The 24,515-nt window shown below is 54.2% G+C and carries 17 protein-coding genes; 13 read left to right on the top strand and 4 right to left on the bottom strand.

Annotated features, from left to right (window positions below; genetic code table 11):
• The first annotated feature begins 284 nt into the window (after positions 1 to 284).
• The 12 genes from ACOQPU_RS14450 (at position 285) to ACOQPU_RS14395 (ending at position 19,063) form a co-directional block, all read left to right on the top strand.
• Entirely contained in the window at positions 285 to 2,066 is a 1,782-nt protein-coding gene (locus ACOQPU_RS14450; protein ID WP_420640537.1) for an FHA domain-containing protein, read from the top strand.
• Positions 2,067 to 2,208: 142 nt separating this feature from the next.
• Entirely contained in the window at positions 2,209 to 2,532 is a 324-nt protein-coding gene (locus ACOQPU_RS14445) for an ArsR/SmtB family transcription factor (protein ID WP_420640536.1), read from the top strand.
• A 147-nt stretch (positions 2,533 to 2,679) separates the two neighbouring features.
• Positions 2,680 to 4,128, top strand: a complete 1,449-nt coding sequence (locus ACOQPU_RS14440; protein WP_420640535.1) for a tetrathionate reductase family octaheme c-type cytochrome — start codon at positions 2,680 to 2,682, stop codon at positions 4,126 to 4,128.
• Between the two features lie 15 nt (positions 4,129 to 4,143).
• Entirely contained in the window at positions 4,144 to 6,894 is a 2,751-nt protein-coding gene (locus ACOQPU_RS14435) for a cytochrome b/b6 domain-containing protein (RefSeq protein ID WP_420640534.1), read from the top strand.
• Between the two features lie 87 nt (positions 6,895 to 6,981).
• Positions 6,982 to 7,554: a YeeE/YedE thiosulfate transporter family protein gene (locus ACOQPU_RS14430; RefSeq protein ID WP_420640533.1), complete on the top strand. Its 573-nt coding sequence runs from the start codon at positions 6,982 to 6,984 to the stop codon at positions 7,552 to 7,554.
• Between the two features lie 57 nt (positions 7,555 to 7,611).
• Positions 7,612 to 8,847 carry a rhodanese-like domain-containing protein gene (locus ACOQPU_RS14425; protein ID WP_420640532.1) on the top strand — a complete coding sequence of 412 codons (1,236 nt, stop codon included), beginning with the start codon at positions 7,612 to 7,614 and terminating at the stop codon, positions 8,845 to 8,847.
• A gap of 123 nt (positions 8,848 to 8,970) precedes the next feature.
• Positions 8,971 to 9,648, top strand: coding sequence for an SDR family NAD(P)-dependent oxidoreductase (locus ACOQPU_RS14420; RefSeq protein ID WP_420645796.1), 678 nt, complete (start codon positions 8,971 to 8,973; stop codon positions 9,646 to 9,648).
• 93 nt (positions 9,649 to 9,741) lie between these two features.
• Entirely contained in the window at positions 9,742 to 10,725 is a 984-nt protein-coding gene (locus ACOQPU_RS14415) for an inorganic phosphate transporter (protein ID WP_420645795.1), read from the top strand.
• A 6-nt stretch (positions 10,726 to 10,731) separates the two neighbouring features.
• Positions 10,732 to 11,364 (top strand): DUF47 domain-containing protein, encoded by a 633-nt coding sequence (locus ACOQPU_RS14410; protein ID WP_420645794.1) that lies wholly within the window; start codon positions 10,732 to 10,734, stop codon positions 11,362 to 11,364.
• Positions 11,365 to 11,572: 208 nt separating this feature from the next.
• Entirely contained in the window at positions 11,573 to 13,513 is a 1,941-nt protein-coding gene (locus tag ACOQPU_RS14405) for a TIGR03960 family B12-binding radical SAM protein (RefSeq protein WP_420645793.1), read from the top strand.
• Between the two features lie 128 nt (positions 13,514 to 13,641).
• A complete protein-coding gene (locus ACOQPU_RS14400; RefSeq protein WP_420645792.1) occupies positions 13,642 to 17,598 on the top strand; it encodes a WD40 repeat domain-containing protein in 3,957 nt (1,318 codons plus the stop codon).
• Positions 17,599 to 17,974: 376 nt separating this feature from the next.
• Positions 17,975 to 19,063, top strand: coding sequence for a hypothetical protein (locus ACOQPU_RS14395; protein WP_420645841.1), 1,089 nt, complete (start codon positions 17,975 to 17,977; stop codon positions 19,061 to 19,063).
• Positions 19,064 to 19,119: 56 nt separating this feature from the next.
• Here ACOQPU_RS14395 and ACOQPU_RS14390 read toward each other — a convergent pair whose 3' ends face one another.
• Positions 19,120 to 20,658, bottom strand: coding sequence for a DUF7282 domain-containing protein (locus tag ACOQPU_RS14390; RefSeq protein ID WP_420645791.1), 1,539 nt, complete (start codon positions 20,656 to 20,658; stop codon positions 19,120 to 19,122).
• Between the two features lie 333 nt (positions 20,659 to 20,991).
• Between ACOQPU_RS14390 and ACOQPU_RS14385 the strand changes: the two genes are divergently transcribed.
• Complete coding sequence (locus tag ACOQPU_RS14385; RefSeq protein ID WP_420645790.1) at positions 20,992 to 21,234, top strand: hypothetical protein; 243 nt, start codon at positions 20,992 to 20,994, stop codon at positions 21,232 to 21,234.
• A 91-nt stretch (positions 21,235 to 21,325) separates the two neighbouring features.
• Here ACOQPU_RS14385 and ACOQPU_RS14380 read toward each other — a convergent pair whose 3' ends face one another.
• The 3 genes from ACOQPU_RS14380 to ACOQPU_RS14370 all read right to left on the bottom strand — a co-directional run bounded on the left by ACOQPU_RS14380 (position 21,326) and on the right by ACOQPU_RS14370 (position 24,480).
• Positions 21,326 to 21,736 carry a PIN domain-containing protein gene (locus ACOQPU_RS14380; RefSeq protein ID WP_420645789.1) on the bottom strand — a complete coding sequence of 137 codons (411 nt, stop codon included), beginning with the start codon at positions 21,734 to 21,736 and terminating at the stop codon, positions 21,326 to 21,328.
• Entirely contained in the window at positions 21,729 to 21,977 is a 249-nt protein-coding gene (locus ACOQPU_RS14375) for an AbrB/MazE/SpoVT family DNA-binding domain-containing protein (RefSeq protein WP_420645788.1), read from the bottom strand. Before ACOQPU_RS14375 ends, ACOQPU_RS14380 begins: the two co-directional genes overlap by 8 nt.
• A gap of 115 nt (positions 21,978 to 22,092) precedes the next feature.
• Positions 22,093 to 24,480 (bottom strand): DNA internalization-related competence protein ComEC/Rec2, encoded by a 2,388-nt coding sequence (locus ACOQPU_RS14370; RefSeq protein ID WP_420645787.1) that lies wholly within the window; start codon positions 24,478 to 24,480, stop codon positions 22,093 to 22,095.
• Positions 24,481 to 24,515: the final 35 nt, after the last annotated feature.

Below are 24,515 nucleotides of genomic sequence, written 5' to 3'. Positions count from 1 at the left end.
TCTGGGAAATTGGACAGATCGGGTTGGCTCAGCCGCAGCAGTACATCCCCCTGCGCACCAGCCGACTGGAAAAGAAATAATCCGAAGATTAGACAGATTGCGCAGATTAGCGGTTTAGAAAACCCCAAAAATCCGCGAAATCTGTGGCTCGTTTTTTTTCTGTTCTGAACGTTTTTCTCCATCTTTCCGCAGGCTTCCCGCAAGGTGCGCGTAGGCTATTTTATGTTTACTTTCTGCGCTCGGTTTGTTATTATAACACGGTAAATCCAGGGAGATAGGCTCACATGATGCAAAGAATAAAAAGTGGTTGGACGCGGTTGATTTTTGTACTGGCAATATTGCTGCTGACGGGAACGGCCGTCTTGGCTCAGGATGCGTTGCAAGTTGCACAGCTATTCATCACCGACAGCGATGTAAGCAGCTTGCCCAGCATAGAATTGCACGTATACGGCCGTGATGCCCAGGGCAATCCGCTCGATCTCTCCCAGGAAACCCTCACCATTCAGCAAAATGGCAGTACGGTTGGCCCCATTGAGTACCAGGGAACCCACACAGCCGGTACGTTTACCGTCTTCCTCATCGACATTCCCCCGGGCGTGGTGGATGAGCTACCCCTTATGGAAGATGCCATCTCCAACTTTGCTTCTGCGGGCAATATGATGGAGCAAGTGGATTCGGTAGCAGTTTACCAGGTGGGTGCAGCGGAAGCGGAGCAGATTTTGGAGCCAACGAGCTTTTTTAACAGCGTGCGCAATTTGTTTGCCACCCCGCTCACGCCAGAAACCGGAGCAACCGCACTCATCGACAGCAGCACCAACTTGCTGGATGAGATGGCTGCCCTCAAACCAGACCCGGCAATGGCCGCCTCGCTCGTTCTCATGACCGATGGCACTGATGTGGTCAGCACCCGCTTTGATGAGGATGATCTGGTAGAACGCGCTTTAGAGCTGGGCATCCCTATCCATACCATTTGGCTGGACAATGAAAATATCTCCACGCCCAGCTTTGGCCAGGATTTTTTGGCGGGTGTAGCAGCCCAAACGGGCGGCATCGCTGTGCAGCTAGACAACACGGCTGATCTCCCCCTTGTGTGGAACCGGATTAGCGGCTTCCGCGATCAGGCGCGTATTCGTTATACCGTTACGGCACTGGAAGCGGGCAACTTCCCAGTGACGGTCAGTTTGGCTACCAATTCCAGCATTTCCGCTGAGACCGCCGTGGACATTCCCAACAATTTACCCAGCGTGGTGATTAATTTACCCACAGAGAGCCGCACTTTGTCTTTGCCTAATTTGGATGAGGCGATCCGGCTGCAGTTTAATACGGCCGTTTCCTGGCTAGACGAAACAGAACGTGAACTGACAGCTGCACAGCTCAAGGTGAATGATGTTGTGTATGACGTGGCTGTGGAAGATGTCACCAACTTCCAGGCAGATGTGACCAGCCTCACCTACGGTAACAACAGCGTCGAAATGGTCATCATCGACGACCAGGGCATTCGCGCCAACAGCCCGATTGTGGTGATAACCGTAAATGAAGGCCCCCGTGAGATTCCTGAAGCGTTAGATGCCGGCAGCGGCCTGCTGGGGTTGGTGCTGCGCTTTTTGTTGGTCATTTTTGCCCTGATTGTGGTGCTGGCGGTACTGATTTGGCTGTGGCGAAACGGCCGTCTTACCAACCTGGGCAGTCTCATTCCGCGTGGCCCCAAGCGTCCCCGCGAACCGTTTGCCGAGCAGCAGGCAAGCTACACACCCACGCACACCGTTGCCTACCTGGAACTGCTGGAAGCGGTGTCTCAACTTTCCTCCCCCATCCCGTTGAGCATGGCCGTGGTGCGAATCGGCCGTTCACCCAACCAGGCCAACATCGCCTTTGAACAAGACGTTACTATGTCTCGCCTGCACGCCAGCCTGATGCTGGAGGGCAACCATTACCGCATCTTCGATGAGCAAAGCACCAGCGGGACCTGGGTCAATGAACGCCAGGTGCCAGAGTACGGCATCCAGCTCAACGACGGCGACGAGATTCACCTCGGTGCCGTCCATTTACGCTTCCGCCAAGGGTAGAACCTTGCTTGTGACATTTGTCACAACAACAACATGACACCCATCGCTAACGCGCTAAAAGCGCACCATTTATACTTTCAATGTATTCGCATAAGCGAATAGGTGCATAAGCAAATGCTTGTAGGTGCAATAAGGTAAACTTATGAACATTCCTCAGCTAGAAGAACTTGATTTGCTCCACGCCAATATTTGCCAGGCGTTGGGCGATCCCAAGCGGATACAGATTTTATATGCGCTGCATGGTGAACCCCGCTACGTATCGGCCCTGGCCGACGATTTGGGGATGCCTCAGCCCACTGTCTCCCGCCATCTTCAGGTGCTGCGCCAACGGGCATTGGTACAAACCGAGCGGGATGGGCAGACGGTCGTTTATAGCTTGACAGACACGCGCATTATTGACGTACTCAATACCATGCGCCAGATTTTGCGCGACTCACTTGATCGGCAAACAACAGTATTAGCTTAGAAATTTTGTTTTAACCCGCACCAAGCCAGTGAACGGGGGGCTTTCTGCGGCATTTATCAATTGAAGCAGACCTCGCCAGCGTAATGAAGGCAACTTCATCACGCCATTTTTTGATTTTATTTGCTACCCCGAAAGAGTAGAGAATCGATGAAGACATTCAAACATATCTGGATAGTTGGTTTAATCACCACCCTTCTCCTCATCGCCATTCCCATCATTATTTGGATACCCAATGAACCGCCACAGCGGGATGATCCGTGGGCCAATATAGATGATCCCATTCCCCACACCGACCATGTTGACCTTATTGAGGGTCCACTTAAGACGGGGCCAGAGGTTACGGCCGTTTGCCTGGAATGTCACGAAGATGCGGGACACCAAATGTTGGAAACCGTCCACTTTACCTGGGAGAGCGACCCGGTGTTGCTGCCTGGCCGTGACGAACCCGTCACCATTGGCAAAGCCAACCAGATCAACAACTACTGCATCGGCATTCAGGGGAATGAGCCGGGCTGCACCCGCTGCCACGCCGGGTACGGCTGGGAAGATGAGACGTATGATTTTAGCAATGAGCTGAATGTTGATTGCCTTGTCTGCCATGCCGACAGTGGTTTATACAGCAAAAGCACGGCGGGACGGCCGTCTGACGGTGTGGATTTGGTGGCGGCGGCGCAAAGCGTTGGCTCACCCACGCGCCAAAATTGTGGGAGCTGCCACTTCAATGGCGGCGGCGGCAACGCTGTAAAACATGGCGATCTGGATGAAAGCCTCTACTTTCCTTCCGAAGAGATCGACGTCCACATGGGACGGTACGACTTTCAATGCGTCACCTGCCACAAAACAGACGAGCATCAAATCTCTGGCCGCGCCATCTCTGTGAGCGTAGACAGTGAAAACCAGATTGCGTGTGCCGACTGCCACAGCAGTGCCTTGCATGAAGACGCGCGCATAAACGACCATGTAGACACTGTGGCTTGCCAAACCTGCCATATCCCCGAAGGTGCCTTGCGCGAACCGACCAAGATGGATTGGGATTGGTCTACCGCCGGGGATGAAACGGTGCCTGAAGACCCGCATGTTTATCTGCGCATCAAGGGCAGTTTTGTATACGAGCGCGAATTTATGCCTGACTACACTTGGTACAACGGCACGGCCGACCGCTACCTGTTGGGTGATGTGATGGATCCCACCCAGCCGACGCTTATCAATGAGCCGCTGGGCAATATAGATGACCCAAACGCGCGCATCTGGCCGTTCAAGGGGCATGTGGGCAACCAGATTTACGACACGGTGAATAACTATCTCATTCAGCCAAAGACGGTGGGCGAAGGCGGCTACTGGACAGAGTTTGATTGGGCATTGGCGGCCGAACTGGGTGCACAGGAAACCGGCATGATTTTCAGCGGCTCCTATGATTTTGCCCCGACGCTGATGTACTGGAACTTGTCGCACATGGTGCAACCAAAAGAGAACGCGCTGCAATGTGCCGACTGTCATGGGGAAAACGGCCGTATGGATTGGGAAGCCCTCGGTTACTACGGCGACCCGATGGAATGGGGTGGCCGTGACCAGTTCAGCACCGCTTCTCAAGATTAAAAGCATGGATTTTCGATGAACAGTTCAAGAAAATTTCAACTTCCTTCAACCAAAATATTATTTATTGCCTTGCTTGGGTTGGTAGCCTTGTTGCTGGTTGCCCAGCAAACGCTGGCCCAAGACGAGACGCCAACTGAGCCAGCCCGCACTGGCCCGCCGCTGCACCCCAACTTTGCCCTGCTGGATGCCGATGGCAACAATGTGTTGGAAAGTGGCGCACCCATCTCCACCATGACCACCTGCGGCGAATGCCACGATACCGAATTTATTGCCGAACATAGCTTTCATGTGGACGCCGGTTTAAGTGAGATAAGTGCACCAGGACAGACGGGCAACGGCCGTTCCTGGGACATCAGCACCGGCACTTTCGGCAAATGGAATCCCCTTGTTTACCATTATCTTTCTCCGGATGGCGATCAATTGGTAGACCTCACCACTCCCGGCTGGCTGATGTTGTTCAGTGACCGGCATGTGGGCGGTGGCCCAGCCTTCACCAGCCGCGATGGGGAACCGCTGCTGAGTTTGGCTCCAGACGTGAACAGCGTGGACGCTAGCGTGATTGATCCGGCCACAGGGGAACCGATTGGCTGGGATTGGCAGCAATCTGGCGTGGCGGAGATGAACTGCTTCCTTTGCCATCTACCAGAAGCAGATAATGCCGCCCGCGTGGCTACGATGCAGGCGGGTGATTTCCAATGGGCCAGCACGGCAACCTTGTTGGGAACTGAGGTGGTGACGGTGGCAGACGGCCGTTTCCAATACAACTCTGATGCTTTTGATGAAGATGGTTTGCTCCTGGACGGCCTGATCAACGTGCAGGACCCGATCAATGCCAACTGCGGCAGCTGCCACGGTGTCGTCCATACCGATTTGAATACCCCGCTGACGCTGGATCAATTGCAAACGGGCGACTGGAGTACCCTCACCACGGGGCAAGTGATGTCACCCCAGCGGCTGCTCAACTCTGGCCTCAATCTAGCCAATAAAGAGACGCTCTCACGCTCCTGGGACATTCATACAGAGCGCGTGGTGGATTGTGTGGATTGCCATTACGCACTGAACAATCCCGTGTATTACCAAGAGACGGATGAAGAGCAGTTAGATCATCTCGTCTTTGATCCGCGCCGCCTGGACTTTGGCGAATATCTTTACCGACCGCTACACGAGTTTGCCAAAGGGTCTAGCAGCCAGGGAACGCTGGCTCCGCAGTACGACAACAGCCTGCGCCGCTGCGACGACTGCCATAGCATCGAAGTGACCCACAACTGGCTACCGTACAAAGATCGCCACATGGATGCCGTAAGCTGTGAATCGTGCCACATTGGTGAGATTTATGCACCGGCCCAGCAATTTATTGACTGGACGGTGCTGGAAGCAGACGGCACACCCCTCAGCCAATATCGCGGTATCGACGGCTTGATTGGCGAACCCAGTAGCTTGATTACCGGGTACGAGCCGGTGCTGCTCCCCCGCGAAAACGCGGATGGCAGCACGACGCTGGCCCCGCACAATTTGGTTTCCACCTGGTTTTGGGTGTATGGCGAGCCGGAACGCCCCGTGCGTGAGCAAGAATTACAGGCTGCCTGGTTTAAGGGGGATGCGTATGCGGCTGAGGTGATGGCGTTGTTTGATGAGGATGGAAACGGCCGTCTCACCACCAACGAACTCATCCTCAACAACGATGCCAAAGTTGCCCTCATCACAGACCGATTAGCTGCACAAGGGCTAGAAAACCCCCGCATCAGCGGCGAAATTCAGCCGTACAGCATCAACCATAACGTAAGCGGGGCCGATTGGGCCGTGCGCGACTGCGCCACCTGCCATGGCGAGGCATCCCGCATTACCCAACCTTTGGAATTAGCCAGCTACCTGCCCGGCGGGGTACAGCCCACCTTCATCAACGATGGCGGCAGCAGCTTCAACGGTACGCTCACCGTCACCGACAGCGGCGCATTGGAATATGCTCTCGTCACCAGTGAAGCGGGTCTTTACATCCTCGGCCACGACGCCGTAAACGTGATCGACTGGATTGGCATTGTGCTCTTTCTGGGCGTGTTTGCCGGGGTGATTGTGCATAGCGGCTTGCGTTACGCTGCTTTGCGCCGCCAACCGCCTAGCGAGCCCCAACTGCGTGAGATGTACATGTACTCAGTTTACGAGCGCCTGTGGCACTGGCTGCAAACGGTCGCCATTTTGCTGCTCATCATCACCGGGCTAATCATTCACAAACCGGATAAATTTGGCGCATTTAGCTTTGACTACATGGTGCAGATTCACAATATTTTGGCCGCGATTCTGGTTATTAACGCCTTCCTCTCGCTCTTTTACCATTTGGTAAGCGGTGAGATTAAACAATATCTGCCGCGCCCGCATGGCTTCTTCGACCAGGCCATTGAGCAAAGTTTGTATTATGTGCGGGGCATCTTCCGCAATGAGCCGCATCCATTTGAAAAGGTGCCAGAACGCAAGCTAAATCCGCTGCAGCAGGTGACTTATTTTGGCATTTTGAACGTGCTGCTGCCGCTGCAAATCCTCACAGGCATTCTCATGTGGGGGGCGCAGCGGTGGCCCGATATTGCGGATAGATTAGGTGGGCTGCTGTTCCTGGCGCCGTTCCACACGCTCATTGCCTGGCTGTTTGCCACCTTTATTGTGCTGCATGTGTACCTGACCACCACCGGCCACACGCCGCTGGCAGGCATTAAATCGATGATGCTGGGCTGGGATGAGGTAGAGGTCCACGACCCTGCCGCAGCCCATGATTAAAGAAAAATCCACAGATTACGCAGATTTTGGATATCTAATCTGGCAATCTGCGAAATCTGTGGCTGAAAAATTGAGGAGATCAAACAGATGACGACTCTAAGTTCACCAAAAGCGGAACCGCGCAGAAGGTTTCGCATATTGAGCCAGCGGGCGGCAAAAGATTATGTTAATCCTTACTGGGCGGGCATTTTTCTAGGTTTGGTACTGTTTTTGGCCTTTCTCATCACGGGCAACGGCCTGGGTGCCTCTGGCGGCCTAAACCGGCTACTGCTGGTTGTGGAAGACGCGATTGCCCCTGAGCACGTGGATCGCACAGCGTATTTGCTCACCATGGCTGGCGGCGCGAAGAATCCGCTGGATAGCTGGATTGTGTTCCTGACTGTGGGAACAATTTTCGGCGGGTTTGCAGCGGGATGGCGAAACGGCCGTATCAAGCTAGAAACCAATAAAGGCCCCCAAATATCCAAACGGCAGCGGTGGCTCATGGCCTTCGTTGGCGGCAGCTTGATGGGGTACGGAGCCCGGTTTGCCCGTGGCTGTACCTCTGGGCAGGCGTTGTCTGGTGGTGCGGTGCTTTCCGTTGGTAGCTGGGCGTTCATGTTTGCCGTCTTTGGTGGTGGCTACGCTCTGGCGTACTTTGTTCGCAAACTGTGGAATTAACAGATAGCACAAGTTTCTCTTTTTCTCTGTGTCCTCTGTGGCAAAAATTTGAGGTGAATGATGGCTCCTTTTCCTTTACCGCTCACTGAACTCCTCGGACAATGGGGTTCGTACATTGTTTATTTAATTATTGGCTTTGGCTTTGGCTATGTGCTAGAAGTTGCCGGTTTTGGTAATTCCAAAAAGCTCGCCGCCCAGTTTTATTTCAAAGAGATGACCGTACTCAAGGTGATGTTTAGTGCCATTGTCGTGGCGATGGTACTCATCTTTCTTGCTTCTGGCGTAGGCTTGCTGGATTACAACCTGGTTTGGGTGAATCCAACCTACCTGTGGCCCGGCATTGTTGGCGGGCTGATTATGGGCGTGGGCTTCATTGTTGGCGGTTTTTGCCCCGGCACCTCGCTGGTAGCAGCGGCCACGCTCAAGCTCGATGGCATCTTTTTTGTGTTGGGTGTCTTCTTCGGCATTTTCCTGTTTGGCGAAACGGTAGGTGGGTTTAGCGAATTTTGGAACGCTTCTTACTTGGGGCGATACACCCTGCCAGAATGGTTGGGCTTACCCACAGGCACCGTTGTGCTGCTGGTGGTGCTGATGGCTCTATTTATGTTTTGGGGGTCAGAGAAGCTAGAACAATATTTTGGTGGCAAAGATGCGGCCGATGAGCCAAAATGGCGCATTGCGGCAGGTGGTGGCTTGGTATTAGCTGCGGTTGGCTTGATTCTTATTGGTCAACCCACCACGCTGGATCGCTGGAACCGCATTGCTGATGACAAGACGGTGGTGCTGGAAGAACGGGGCGTGCAGGTGCATCCGGGTGAAATGCTTGAGTATATGAACGATCCCAACATCAAGGCGGTGTTGTTAGATGTGCGGAGCGAGGCGGATTACAATCAGTTCCATATTTTGGATGCGCAGCATGTGCCGCTGACAGAATTGCCTGAACAAATTCCCTTGCTGCACATGGAACCAGCCAATACGGTCTTTTTTGTAATGAGCAATGACGAAACGGCCGCAACGGCCGCTTGGAAAACGCTGCAAGCAGAAAGCGTGCCTAATGTATATATTTTAGAAGGTGGCGTTAACAACTGGCTGACCCTTTTTGCCAATGATGACTTTATGGCTGCGAATCCACCTATTACCCACGGAGACGATGAGTTGGCGTTTGCGTTTCCGGTAGCCTTGGGCGCACGCCAATTCCCGGCCGAACCTGATCCACATAAGTATGAGTTTGCCTTCATACCCAAAGTTGTTTTAGAGCTTAAACGCGCCCCCACCAGCGGTGGCTGCGGCTAATTCAAACGATTGTCTGATTCTCCTTTGCAGGCGGCAGCTTCTGGTTAGGAAGCTGCCGTTTTGCTTTTTACGGCGTGCTCTATTTGAAATCTTTGCTCCGTTTACTATACTGGACTGATGAAAATGAACCTCACACAAGTAGTTGGCATCGTCACTGGCGCAGGGCAAGGGTTGGGGGCACATGTTGCTCACACGTTGGCCGCTGCTGGCGTCCGTGTTGCCGTTAATGATATTAATCCAGACCGGGCGGAGCGAACGGCCGTTGCTATTCAGCAAGCAGGCGGCGAAGCGATTGCCGTGGCCGCCGATGTGGCCAATAAATTTCAATGTGTCCACCTTATTGAAACCACTCGCGCCAAGTGGAGGCAGCTAGACATCCTCGTGAATAATGCCGCTATCATGCCCAGTTCCACCATCCTGAAACTGGATGAGTGGGAGTGGAATCGCTGCCTGGAAGTAAACCTGAAAGGCACTTTTTTTATGAGCCAGCTATGCGGCCGGGTGATGGTGGATGAGAATCAGGCGCGGGGTGGGGTGATCATCAATATTGCGTCTACGGCGGGTGTGAAGCTGCCGCTGGAAAATCGCGCTGCATACTGTGCCAGCAAGGCTGGCGTGATTGGCTTTGCACGCGAATGCGCTCGCGAGTATGCCCAATACGGTATTCGGGTTCATACGTTATTGCCCGATGAGGAACGGCCGTTGCCACCCTCACAAATTGCCCAAATGGTACGCACCCTTTGCCAAAATCCCGACGATGAACACCTTCATTCAGCAGCTTTTGGCCCAAAAGAACTATAAGACTTGCTAGTTCGATTTTTGCACAATTGAGGGAAACTCTTATACTGTTAACAAATTGTTAACAATTCAACCTTGCTATTTTTTAGGGTTTTCATGAGTTTTTCCTTTATCCTACTGTTAATTTCCGCCCTCCTTTTTGATTTTCTCAACGGATTTCATGATAGTGCCAATATCGTAGCCACACCGATTGCTTCGCGAGCGATGGCACCGCAGAAAGTGTTATGGCTGGCTGCGGCTGCTCACTTTGTGGGGCCGTTTTTGTTTGGCGTGGCCGTGGCCGAAACGATTGGCAAAGGATTAACTGATCCAATCAATGTAACGATGCCGGTAGTAATTGCCGCCATGTTAGCCGCAGTGGTGTGGAATGTGGCTACCTGGTATTTAGGCATTCCCGCCAGCTCTTCGCACGCGCTGGTTGGGGGCGTGGTTGGCGCCGTGATTGTGGCTGCTGGTTTTGGTGCTATTCAGTCCAGCGGATTAACCACAGTTCTCGTGGCTCTCTTCTTCTCGCCGATTTTAGGCATTGCCATTGGCTATCTTTTAATGAAGCTGACGTTGTTTTTGGTGCGTGGTGCCACCCCCCGGATCAATATCTTTTTTAAGCAGGCACAGGTGGTAACGGCCGTTGGGCTTGCCCTAAGCCATGGTGCCAATGATGCCCAAAAAACGATGGGTATTATTACCTTGGGACTGTTGGTGGAAGGGGCAATTGACAACTTTGAAGTGCCACTTTGGGTGATCACGATCAGTGCCGCGGCCATTGCCCTGGGTACGGCTATGGGTGGGTGGCGGCTCATTCGCACGCTCGGCGGCCGTATCTACAAAATTCGCCCCATCGATGGCTTTGTTTCCCAAATTTCAGGCGCGTCGATTATTTTGGGGGCGGCTTTACTGGGTGGTCCGGTAAGCACGACGCAGGTGATGAGTTCCAGCATTATGGGAGCTGGTTCGGCGCAGCGATTTACCAAAGTGCGCTGGCAGGTAGGGTACGAGATGCTCATCGCCTGGGCATTAACCATTCCGGTATCCGGCTTGCTGGCGGCTCTCTTCTATTTTCCCCTGAACGCACTTTTGTGAGGTGATATGATGGAATGGCTGAAACGATTCTTCAAACCCAAACAAAATAACTTTTTGCAGCTACTCATTCAGCAGGGGGAATTTACGGTGATCAGTGTTGAAGCCTTGCAAGCCTACTTGAAAAAGCCGAACGAGAAGCGAACGGTTCAGGCGCGCCAGGTGGAAAAAGACGCGGATGAAGTGTACCGAATTTTGGTGCACGAGCTGGAAGATAGTTTTGTAACGCCACTAGATCGGGAGGATATTTTTGCCCTGTCGCGGGCGTTAGATAACTTTATTGATTATGTGTATGACACCATCGAGGAGATGGTGATTTTTGAGCTAGAACCATTTCCGGCTATCTCTGAAATAGCAGCTCTTCTATTGGAAATGGCACGCGAACTACATCTGACTATGGAACGATTGCTCGATCATCCGCGCGTGGCGAACGAACATGCGCGCCGAGTGAAGAAGCTGGAAAACCAGGTGGAGCGCACCTATCGGCAAAGCTTGGCAGATTTGTTTCAGGGGCCAGAAGATACCGAACATATTATGCACATGCTCAAGTGCCGCGAAGTCTTGCGCCACCTCTCCAATGCGGCCGACCAGGGCGATATGGCTGCTGACATTGTGATGGACATTGGGGTGAAGTGGAGCTAAACGGCCGTTTGTAAGGAGTGCATAGATTCGAGGTGACAGTCACTCCCGGCTTGGCAACAGCCAGACAAAATAAAAAGTGACTGTTACCTATACCCACAAGAGGACTCACCCTCGAAAACAACATCTCCACTAAAAAATGCTATAATTGTCCCCAGCAAATATATAGTATGGAAGCAAACTGAATTCATCAATCTGTAAACCTATGAATATGAAAACACCACAAGAAATTGAAAATCTCTTGGAACGCATACTGCCTCGCGTTACGAAGCCCGGTCGGTACACAGGCGGCGAATACAATCAGGTCGTCAAGGATTGGGCTGAGGTTGATTACAAAGTCGCTCTTGCCTTCCCCGATATTTATGATTTGGGCATGTCCAACCTGGGCTTGATGATCATGTACGACATCATCAACAAGCACCGCAACCTGCTGGCCGAGCGCGTCTACTCCCCATGGGACGACATGGAAACCGTGATGCGCGAGCGTGAGATTCCGCTTTTTTCGCTGGAAACCAAACATCCGATCCGCGACTTTGACCTGTTGGCGATTAGCCTGCCCTATGAGCAGCTATACACCAATGCGCTCAACCTGATGGATTTGGCAGGGTTGCCAATCCGCGCCGAAGAGCGAGATGCCAGCTACCCGTTGGTCATTGCCGGTGGCCACGCCTGCTACAATCCGGAACCGATGGCTCGGTTTATTGATGTATTTGTTATTGGCGAAGGCGAAGAAGCCATCTTGAAGATCATTGGCGTGATGCGCGCAGCGGCGCACCTGGATCGGGAAACGCAGCTGCGCTACATTGCCCAAATTGAAGGCTGCTACGTGCCGCGCTTTTACGATGTGACTTATCACGACAACGGCACCGTCAAAGCGATTACGCCCAACATGCCAGAAGCTCCGGCCAAAGTAATGAAAACCATCGTGCCGGTGATGCCGCCGCCCGTGACGGACTTTATCATTCCTTTTGTAGAGCTGGTGCATAATCGCGCCCCCATCGAAATTATGCGGGGCTGCACGCGCGGCTGCCGCTTTTGCCATGCAGGTATGGTCACGCGCCCGGTACGAGAACGCCCTGTGGAGGAAGTGCTCACAGCAATGGAGCAAATTCTGGAAAGCACCGGCTATGAAGAAATTGCGCTGCTGTCGCTTTCATCCAGCGATTACACACATGTTTTGGAACTGACCGAGAAGATTGGGCAGCGGTTTGGCCATTTAGGGCTGAACATTTCGCTGCCGTCGCTGCGCACGGAGACGGTTTCTACCCAGCTGATGGACAATTTGGGAGACGGCCGTCGCGGAGGATTCACCCTAGCCCCAGAAGCAGCCACCGAAAAGATGCGCAATATCATCAACAAATACGTGACCCATGAGGAACTGCTGGAAACGGCTCGCGAAATTTACCGACGCGATTGGCGCACCATCAAGCTGTACTTCATGATTGGGCATCCGATGGAGACGATGGAAGATGTGCAGGCCATTGCCGATTTGGCGCACCAGGTTTTGGCCGAGGGGCGTAAATTCCACAACAACAAGGCCAGCGTCAACGTCGGCGTCAGCACATTCATCCCCAAGCCGCAAACGCCGTTCCAGTGGGAACCGATGGACGAAGTGGATCAGGTGTATGACAAAATCAACCTGCTGAAAGACAAAATGCGCGGTCGGGGCATTCGGCTGCGCTGGAACAACCCTAAAGAGTCGCTATTTGAAGGGTATCTGAGCCGGGGCGACCGGCGCATGGCCGAGGTGGTGGAGCTGGCCTGGCGCAAGGGGGCCAAGTTCGATGCCTGGCATGAGCATCATGCGGAAGCGGCGTGGAATGAGGCGTTGGCTGAAGTGGGGCTAGACCCGCGCTTTTACACTCATCGCAAGCGCACCATCGACGAGATTTTCCCGTGGGAGCATATTGATATTGCCGTCACAAAGAAGTTCCTGACGCAAGATTATTTGATGAGCCAGGCGCAGGAGACGCGGATCGATTGCCGCCACCAATGTTTTGCCTGCGGCATTTTGCCCAAGTTACGCGATCTGCGCCGCGAAACAGAGGACGACGCGTGGGAATGCCCGCCTGTGCCGACGCGCCCACATCACAAACCGCGTCAGGAGCGTGTGCCGGAGGTGGCGGGGATTCCGCTGACCGTTATTCAGTAATCGGTATACAGTTATCAGTAATCGGTGAACGGCCGTTTCCAAATGGAAGCGGCCGTTTTTTATTATCTCCTGCCCATTTGCAAAAAGCATGATAAACTGACGGCATTCATCAACAACCAATTGCTGCCATGACGAACCAAACAACAAACAAACTGCCCCCAGATTTAAGCCGCCTGCGCCATCTGCTCGTGGAATATTTTAGCTTGTCAGAAATTCGCACCCTTTGCCTTGATTTGGGCGTGCGCTATGACGACTTGGGTGGCGAAGGCATCACCGCCAAAGTGCGGGAACTGCTGCACCAGCTGGATCGCACCAAGCGGATCGAGGCGTTGCTGCAGTACGTGGAACCTTTGCGCCCAAAAGTGGATTGGCGCGGCGGGCCGTTGCCGGAAGCGATTTGCCCCTACAAAGGGCTGCACGCCTTTGGCGAAGCGGATAAAGATAACTTTTTTGGGCGGGATGCGTTCACGCAAAAGCTGGTTGGTGCGGTTGATAAGCAGTCGCTGGTGGCTGTGGTGGGGCCATCGGGTAGTGGCAAATCATCTGTCGTTTATGCCGGTTTGCTGCCCGCACTGCGGCGCAAAGAGAATTGGCTCATTCTCCATTTCCGCCCTGGCAACGACCCCTTCCTCGCGCTGGCCAAAGCGTTGCTGCCGCTCCTGGACCCCGACGTCAAAAAGATGAACATTCCCCGCATCGCTCGGCGGGAGCTGAAGCCAGATTTGGGCGGCGAGAACAAAGCGGAGCGCATTCCGCTGGCTGATTATTTCCAGCAAATTCAGGAAGAGAACCCCGACAGCAAGCTGCTGCTCATCGTTGATCAGTTTGAAGAGCTGTACACCCAGGTGGATGAAGCCGTACGCCGAGACTTTTTAGATGTGCTGCTGGCCGCCGGGTTTGGTACCCTTGCCCTCGACGCTGCCCCCCAACCGTTTGCCACGCTGCTGCTCACCATGCGTGCCGATTTTATGGGGCAGGCGCTGGCCTATCCGCCAATGGTGGCGGCGTTGCAGGACAACGACGTCAAGATTGGGTTGATGTCCCGCGAAGAATTGAGCCTAGCGATTGAACAGCCCGCGCTGAACCAGGGCGTGCACTTTGCCGATGGGTTGGTGACCCGCATTTTGGAGGACGTGGGCGACCATGCCGGGAATTTGCCCCTGCTGGAGTTTGCCCTGACGCTGCTGTGGGGCCGCCAAACAAACCGCGAGATGACGCATGAAGCGTATGAAGCGATTGGCGGGGTGTCTGGTGCGCTGGCGCAGCATGCGGATGAAACGTTGGCCAAGCTGACCCAGGATGATGCAGAAAAGGTGCAGGCGATTCAGCGGGTGATGGTGCAGCTGGTACAGCCCGGTGCTGGTGCCGAAGATACGCGCCGCGTCGCCCGCAGAGCCGACCTCGGAGACAGCGGTTGGAACCTGGCGCAGCGGCTGGCTGCCGAAGATGCGCGGCTGCTGGTAACGGGGCAGGAAAACAACGACGCCGACACTGCCGAAACGGTTGAAGTGATTCACGAAGCGCTGATCCAGAATTGGGGGCAGCTGCAAACGTGGATGGAAACCGACCGCGAGTTCCGCATGTGGCAGGAGCGGCTGCGCAGCGACCTGACACTGTGGCAGAAAAACGAGAAAAAAGAAGGGTTTTTGCTGCAGGGTGCCCCCTTAACCGTAGCGGCCGACTGGCTGCAAAAGCGGGGGGATGAGCTGCAAGAGGCAAAAGAAGAAATTGCTTTTATTGAGGCCAGCGTTCAGCGGCAGCAAAAGCTAAATGAAGCAAACGAAGACCGCCGCCAGCGTGAATTGCAACAGGCCCAGCAGCTTGCCGCAGAGCAACAACAGCGCGCGGAAAGCGAAAAAAAAAGAGCAGAAGAACAGCAAAAGGCTAACAGACAATTACGCCGTTTTACGGCCTTTTTTTTAGTAATGTTTATAGTAGCAATTGTAGCGGCTATTGGTGCTCTATATTTTGCCCGCCAGGCAAACCAGGAGGGGCGTTTAGCCGAAGCGCGCGCGTTGGCGGCGGAAGCCAACCAATGGTTGGCGGCGGAACGTGCGAACCAGGGATTGGTGAATGCTTACCAGGCGGTACGCACCACGTATGACAGCGATGAAGTTGTCTCCGCCGAAGCCCATAGCGCATTGGTCAACAGTCTGGCGCAGGTGCGGGCGCAGGCCGTCCTGGAGGGCCACACCGATGTGGTCTGGTCGGCGGCGTTCAACGGGGACGGGACGCGCATCGTCACCGCCAGCGATGACAGCACGGTGCGGCTGTGGGACAGGGAGGGGGAGCTGGTCGCCGTGCTAGAAGGGCACACGGATGTGGTCAGATCGGCGGCGTTCAATCCAGCCGGGACGTGGATCGTGACAGCGAGCGATGACGGGACGGCGCGGCTGTGGGACGCGAAGGGGGAGATGCTCACTGTGCTGGAAGGGCATACGGATGTGGTCTGGTCGGCTACGTTTAACTCGGACGGGACGCGCGTCGTGACGGCGAGCAGTGATGGTACGGCGCGGCTGTGGGACGCGAAGGGAGAGATGCTCACTGTGCTGGAAGGGCATACGGATGTGGTCTGGTCGGCTACGTTTAACTCGGACGGGACGCGCGTCGTGACGGCGAGCAGTGATGGTACGGCGCGGCTGTGGGACGCGAAGGGAGAGATGCTCACTGTGCTGGAAGGGCATACGGATGTGGTCAATTCGGCGGCGTTCAATCCAGCCGGGACGTGGATCGTGACAGCGAGCGATGACGGGACGGCGCGGCTGTGGGACGCAGAGGGGGGGCTGGTCACCGTGCTGGAAGGGCATACTAGGACGGTCAATTCGGCGGCGTTCAGCCCCGACGGAACGCGGATTGTGACAGCGAGCTATGACCGGACGGCGCGGCTATGGGACGCCGAGGGTAGGCTGATCACCGTGCTGGAAGGGCATACGGATGTGGTCTGGTCGGCGATGTTTAACCTGGGCGGGACGCGGATTGTGACGGTGAGCAGTGATAGGACGGCGCGGCTGTGGGACGCGGAGGGGGAACTGGTCACCGTGCTGGAAGGGCACACGAGTTATCTTCGTTCGGCGACGTTTAACTCGGGCGGGACGCGGATCGTGACGGCGAGCAGTGATAGGACGGCGCGGCTGTGGGACGCTGAGGGGGGGCTGGTCACCGTGCTGGAAGGGCACACTGATTCGGTTTTGTCGGCGGCATTCAGCCTGGACGGGACGCGGATCGTGACGGCGAGCAGTGATGGGACGGAACGGTTGTGGGATGCAGAGGGGGAACTGGTCACCGTGCTGGAAGGGCATACTACGACGGTCAATTTGGCGACGTTCAGCCTGGACAGGACGGCGCGGCGGCAGATACTCGCCGTGCTGAAAGGGCGCACGGATGGGGTTTTGTCAGCAGCGTTTAGCCCAGACGGGACGCGGATTGTGACGACGAGAATTGACGGGACGGCGCCGCTGTGGGACGCTCAGGGGTGGGTGCTTACTGTGCTGGAAGGGCATACTAGGACGGTCAATTCGGCGATGTTCAATCCAGACGGAACGCGGATTGTGACAGCGAGCGATGACGGGACGGCGCGGCTATGGGACGCCACGGGGGAGCCGGTCACCGTGCTGGAAGGGCATACGGATGTGGTCAATTCGGCGGCATTCAGCCCGAACGGGACGCGGATCGTGACGGCGAGCGATGACGGGACGGCGCGGCTGTGGGACGCTGAGGGGGGGCTGGTCACCGTGCTGGAAGGGCATACTAATGGGGTTTTGTCGGCGGCGTTCAATCCAGCCGGGACGCGGATCGTGACGGCGAGCGATGACGGGACGGCGCGGCTGTGGGACGCTGAGGGGGGGCTGGTCACCGTGCTGGAAGGGCATACGGATGTGGTCAATTCGGCGGCGTTCAGCCCGGACGGAACGCGGATCGTGACGGCGAGCGATGACGGGACAGCGCGGCTGTGGCGGACATACCCTACTATTGAAGCAACGCTGGCGGAAGCGGAGCGCAAGCAGCGGTTAGTGCTCACCGCTGCGGAATGTGAGCAATATTTTGCAGAGTTTGACCCGGCGTTTTGTGAAGGGTGGGAAGAGTAGACGGTATTCAGTGATTGGTATTCGGTATGCGGTGGACACGTTTCCTAAACATTTTCTCACGATTTGTGCGCTTGGTTGACACGTGGGATCATGTATGCCATAATGCGCCCATCATTTCCAATCTATTGATCTGCTAGATTTCTGGCAACGCTATCTTTATGATGAGGAGGTGGTGCTTATGGATAGTAATTTATCTAAACGCACCGTAGCGCTACCTTCTCTGAAGACACAGTAGCGCTACGGTGCACGCAAGGGCCCTGTTTTCGGACAGGGTCCTTGTTTTTTTTGGCCTCCTTAAACCTCCCGCAGGTTCAAGCCAAGAAGAGACTCTGTTTTCAAACCTGCGGGAGGCTACACACAATGAGGGAAGAGAGTGATGAAAGAAGTTCCGGTAATTTTGTTTGGCGTGGGTGGGGTTGGGTCAGCGTTGTTGCGGCAGGTGGTGAACGGCCGTTCCACCCTCAAATCTCGCAACCAAATCCAGTTCAACATCGTGGCCATCACCGACAGCAAGACGATGCTGTGGGACAGTGCTGGCCTGAGTGACGCGCAGCTATTGGAAGCCGTCGCCGCCAAAACGCAAGGGTTGCCCGTTGATCCCGTACACCGCACCCAAAAGCCCAATCACCGCGTCCGCCCCAGCGAGCTGGAAATTTTGCAGCAAGTGACCCAGGCCAATCTCGGCTCCGCCATTTTTGTAGACGTAACCGCTGCTAACGGGTTGGAGCCAACGTTGAGCAAAGCGTTGTCGCAGGGGCACAGCATCGTTTTAGCTAATAAAAAAGCATTAGCTGGCGATTGGGCAACATCCCGTGATTTTTATAACCATCCCCGTCTGCGCCACGAATCCACCGTTGGCGGCGGCCAGCCCGTCATCGCTACACTCCGTTATTTGCTGGACGTAAACGATCCCATCTACCAGATTGAAGGGCAGCTCAGCGGCACGCTCGGCTTCATTTGCACCCAGCTAGATGCAGGCGTGCCCCTCTCCCAAGCCATCGCCGAAGCCAAAGCGAAAGGGTTTACGGAACCCGACCCCCGCGAAGATTTGGGCGGGATGGACGTCATGCGCAAGGTGATGATTTTGGGGCGGATGGCCGGATGGTCACTGGAAGCCAGCGACATCGAAGTGGAGTCGCTTTACACGCCAGATTTAGCCAAACTCACCGTGCCGCAATTTTTGGAAGCTGCCAGCCAGCTAGATGCCGCGATGGCAGAGCGCGTGGCCGAAGCCCGCGCCAATGGCCAGGTGCTGCGCTACGTGGCCGAGCTCAGCGAAGGGAGCGGCACCGTTGGCCTCAAACCAATCCCCGCTAACAGCCCGCTAGCCAACATGAAGTACATCAGTTTCCGCACCGGCTTTTACAACGACGAACCGCTGCTCATCGGTGGCAAAGGGGCGGGCGTAGAAATGACGGCCGCTGGTGTGTTGGGGGATATGATTGGGCTGGTACGTGAACAGTGAGTCAGTTTTCAGTTATCAGTCGTCAGTTAACTGATTACTGACCTACCGTTTACTGATCACTCGTCTTCATTCAGGAGGAAAAACGGCACCGAAATGGGGCTGCGGTTGCGCTGGAGGGGGACGTCGGCTCCGTCGGGGTCAAATTCGTCTGGTTCGCCTGCGTTGAGGTAGAGGGTAACGTAAAGCGTTTCTGTGGCCAGCGTGGGGTCGATCGAAATGGCAATGTCGTGATTGACGCCTGGGGATACGGCCGTAAATCCCAATACTTCTCCTCTTTCCCCATCATCATCTGCCTCGATTGCCACCCAGGATGGTACATCCACCACCACCAAATCTACTGTTAAAACGGCCGAAGCGGTGCCGGTATCGGGCAAGGGCTGATCGTGAATCGTGAGATAGTTGCCGGGCGTTAAGCTAAACGTGACCGTGCTGGGCAAGCGTTCTTCATACAAAATGGGCTGATCGACGCGCGGAAAATCAAAATCGTCCCCTGGCTCACTATCTTCATGCAGGCGCAAATGAATGATGGGGGTAACGGCCGTTTCCAACACCTCCACCATCACCCGCTCATTTAGCCCATCCGCCAGCGGTGCAGAGCCAATGATCAGCCCCGGTTCTCCGTCGTCGTCAAAGTAAGCCACCAGCCAGCCAGGGCCGTTAGAGATGACGCGCTCCACCTCGAATGTGCTGTCCACCAGCGGCTGATCCAGCACAAAAATATCTGGCGGATATGTCGCGCTGAACGTCGCCACAACTGGTTCGCCCTCGGCCAGCAGCGGTTCATCTTCGGCCTCGTAATCAAAATGGAGCGGCTCCCCTGCATCAGCGTAAAGTGCGGCGATGAGCGTGGGCGTACCTAGTCGCCAAGGGATGGTGACGGCAACATTTTCATGTAATCCAGCGGTCAAGGGAATAAAGGCCAATGGTTCTCCAGAACGGCCGTTTGCTTCCGCATGAATCGCCAACCAGCCATCTTGGGGCAGCAAAACGGAATCAATTTGCAAAATGCCATCTTCGCCAATGGCTTGTTCGCTGGCCTCGATCACCGGATTAGAAAGCTGAAAGTCAAGGGCAAACGTGGTCGCAATTTGGGCTGATTCCCACAGAAGCGGTTCATCGGGGCCATCTGGAAACTCAAATTCGCCTACCTCGCCTGCATCCGTGTGCAGCAGAGCCACTAAATTGGGGGTAGCCAGCTGTGGATCAATAGTAAGCATTAAATTTTGATTGAGTCCGGTGGAAACGGCCGTAAAGCCTAACACAGCTCCCAAGTCACCATCCCGCATGGCATACAGCACTAGCCAGCCATCCTCCGGTGAGACCACGCTGACAATTTCCAGCATGGCTTCATCCGTCAACGTTTGATCAGAGGCACCGATGCGCGGCACGGCCGGGGTGGGGATAGGCGTGCTGGTTGCCGTAGGTTGAGGTGTGTCTGTCGGGGCAGGTGTGGTGGCAACGGCCGTTTCTGCCACAGTGTTGGCGGTAAAAGTTGGAGATGGAGTAGCTTCGCTTTCATTGGCACAGGCAACTGCCATGCCAAGCAACAAACCGAACCAGTAGATTATTTTCAATAATTTGATTAATTTCTTCATACACAAATACATATCCGCTTGGCCATGTGGCCAAAGCCGTAAAATTAACGTGAGCGGATTGTAGAATAGTTGTGAAAAATCTCAAATTGTTACCTACTTTACACTCATGATCTATCTTCTACTTTAAGATTACGCTATAATATCAACAGTACCGCAATACTATACAGTAAGGTGTCTGTTGATCCCCCACACATGAATCTCCAGGCACAGCATTGTGACTTTTTATTGTAAAAGTGTGTCTCAGAAAAAAGTTGTAGAAGTAAGTAGTTGGTTACATGGGTTCGTTCACAAACAACTGGCACTTTGAAAACGAACCGCAAGGAAGGGGCAATTATGGGTAATGAAATTGCAAAGCGTATTGAGTTAGAAAAGCGGGAGAAAATGCTACATGAGCGGCTGACAAACGACACCCGCCGACTTCAATCCGCTCGATCACATCTTAAGATGTGTGAAGAAGCCTTAGAGCATACGTTGATGGAACTGCATGAAGTAAAAGAGCAGAAAAAAGCGATTACCGGTTTGCTAGAGAGCATGTGGAATGGTGGCAAAGCCGAAGGCTCTTTGAAAAAGGCGTAACTTTTTTACGTAACACAATTTATCTAAGACATTTTTACACAAATAGCTGAATAAACAGAAAAGCTGGATGCTACCATCCGGCTTTTTGTTTTCATTCTCTCTTTAACCATTCAATCTTTATGCGACTGCTCATTGTTTGAAACTCTGCATCGCCAGTGAGCAATGTGGCTGAAAGCTCTTCAGCCAGTGCAGCGGCAAAGGCATCTGCATAGGCGATGGGATATTGCGCTTTGAATGTTGCCGCCGCAAATACACGATCCTTTGTTGCTGCCATTATTTCCACGGGGGTTTCTTCCAAGTAGGCCAAAATGGTTCGCAACTTTTCCTGCCCCCAACGGCGTTCAATGATGTAAGCTAATTCCCCCAAGTTCAGGAGACTCATGCTCAGACTGACCTTTTCGCTTTTAGCATCCTGGAGCAATGCCTCTACACGCGCTGCGCCGGGTTCATTATTGAGCAATGCAAGGAGCGCGTAACTGTCCAAGACATACTGATTATTCAATTCGGCTTTCCTCAATTGATTTTTCTTTTTGTCGTTCAGCTAGGAGATCGGCCGTTAAAGATGGCTCGGGAGCTAACAATCCTCGTAAGGCAGTGATCGGGTCTTCTGGTAGGGGGACAACGGATAAGCCACCGCCATAATCAACAATGCGAACGCGATCACCGGGCTTAAGTTTGTATTTCTGGCGATAAATTTTGGGGATAACAACCCAGCCTTTGTTAGAAACAATTGCTGTAGGCATAATTATATTCTCCGCTTCGGGTATACAAATTGAATCTAAGTATATACAAAACCTACTTTGGAATCAACAGAAACAGAGTGCCTTTTTGTCAATTGCGAATCGAAGTTAATGGTGGCTAACTGTCTTGGCGTGCGGAATTGGCTTGCCACCACATGGTCGTGCCGTCGGTGTTAACAGTAATAGTGCCGAGTTCATCGGTTCGCAACACAATGGCCCCAACTTTTTGAGCTCGTTCCAACATCTCTGGGGCAGGGTGTCCAAAGCGATTGTCTACCCCCGCCGACACGATAATGATTTGAGGTTGGACAGCGTGCAAAAATGGCAGGCTGCTAGACGAATTTGAGCCATGATGCCCAGCTTTGAAGACGAGGGCGGTCAACGGCCGTTCTGCTGCTAACATTTCCGCTTCTCCTGCTTGCTCCGCATCCCCTGTGAATAAGAATGTGAAATCCTCATACACCAGCCGCATCGAGACCGAATTTTCGTTGCGATTTTCCGTAATGAGTTTGGGGCCAGGATGTAACACTTCCAGCCGCACGCCATCGCCAATTTCAATGACCTCGCCAGCCAGAACAGGGCGAATCACTGTTTGCTGCTTTTCGGCAGCAGCTAATACCTCATCATAAATGGGGGATTCGCCAAAGCCTTGCCCGTTGGTGATAAGGGTATTCACATGGTAGCGGTCGAATACGCCTACCAAGCCAGAGACATGATCTGCGTCGGGATGAGTGGCGACGAGGATGTCAATTTCCTTGTCCCAAAAGGGCATTTGCTGCCCTAGCTGATCGTTGAGGATGCTGGGGTACAGGCCGCCATCTACCAAAATTTGCCGTCCGCTGGGGGTCTGGATGAAGGTGGCATCTCCTTGCCCCACATTCAAAAAGGCGATATGTAGCTGGCCGTCTGGTTGGGTCAGCCCCCAACTGAGGATGAGGACGGCCGTTACGCCCGTAGCTCCCACCGCCAGCCGCTGTGTGATGTTTTGGCGAACGGCCGTAAAAATCTGGCTGCGTCGTTCGAGTGGCTGTTTGCCCAGCCATGTCAGCGCACCGATCACCCCAAAAATGGCAATGACGCCACCAGGAGAAACTGCCAGGGGAATGGCTGCCCCGGGTACGGCGGCAAACAGCCGCACCATCCAGATGGTGTAGCCCAAAAAGAGCCAGGCTACCCAAGCCAGAAGCTGTCCTACAGCGGGCAGCACCAAACCCACCAGCGTGGCCAATCCGCCCCAAATCATCACCGCAGGCTGCACCGGCAGGATGAGCGCATTGGCCAATGGGCTAATGATTGAAAGTTGTTCAAAATAACCGATGATAAGCGGCAGGGTCAAGATTTGGGCGGCAATGGTGAGAATGACGGCTTCAGATAGCACGCCCATCACTTTTTCTACCCAGTCACGTACCAACCATCGCTGCAATTTGCGCCGCGTCCATTGGGTGAGCGGGTCGGCATAGAGCATGAGGCTGAGGGTGGCGGCAAAGCTGAGCTGAAAGCCAACATCCCACAGCGTGAACGGCCGTACCAACGTCATCCCGAATCCAGCTAGAAATAATGAGGCAAAAGCGAAGTTCGGCCGTCCCAGCCAGCGGTTGGCAATGAGGTAAATGCCGCCCATCAACGCCGCCCGCACCACCGAGGCATCGGCTCCAACCAGCACGGTGTATAGCGAGATGCCCACCAGGGCGAAGATAACTGCGCCTCGCCGCGAGAAAAATGGCTCGGCCAGTCGCACCAAAATCGCGACTAAAATTGCTACGTTGAAGCCTGAGATGGCGATAATATGTGTCATCCCGGTGATGCGGAATGCTTCATCCAGGTCGGGTGGCAGGCCGTTGTCGTTGCCCAGTAGAATGCCGGTAAGCAAGGCCGCTTGCGGTTCAGGAATAAGTTGGGCAATGGTGGTCTGGGCGCGGCTTTTGAAGGTAAAAATAGCTTGATAGAGCGAATTACCTTCGTTTTCGGCGATGACGGTGACGTTGGGCAGGGACATAAGGCTGTGGATGCCTTGCCGTGCCAGGTAAGTACGGTAGCTAAAGGTTTCGCCTTCGGGTGGGGTTTCCAGAATGCCAGTGACGCGCAGGCGGCTGCCGTAGTTGATAACGGGGAAGCGATAGGTTTGCACCTGCACTATGCCCTGCATGGGTAGCTGTGCGCCGCCGCTCACCTGAATGGTATCTACCGCCACGCGCAGGTTCACAAAGCGGTCGCGCACGTCGGGTTCATCTACCACCAACCCAGTGATGGTGACGTTGCGAGTGCCGTTGTAGTAGGCGATATGGTTTTGGTCGATGGTAGGCACGGCCGTTCCATACCGAATTGCCCCCAATGCCAATGCAGCCAGGCAAATGGCTCCCCAACGAACAGATTGGCTTCTGCGCAGGAATACGGCCGTTACCGTTCCGACACCCGCTATTGTAAGCCAAATTAGCCAATCAACTGTTACAATTGATCCCAGCCAAAGTCCTAAAAACCAGGCAATTCCCAGATAAACGAGAAGCATATGTGATTTTTCCTATTAATTCACGATGATGACAC

Source organism: Candidatus Leptofilum sp., from assembly GCF_965223285.1.
Lineage (GTDB): Bacteria > Chloroflexota > Anaerolineae > Promineifilales > Promineifilaceae > Leptofilum.
The sequence above is the reverse complement of the archived record's forward strand: the minus strand, read 5'-3'. Positions and strand labels throughout refer to the sequence as shown.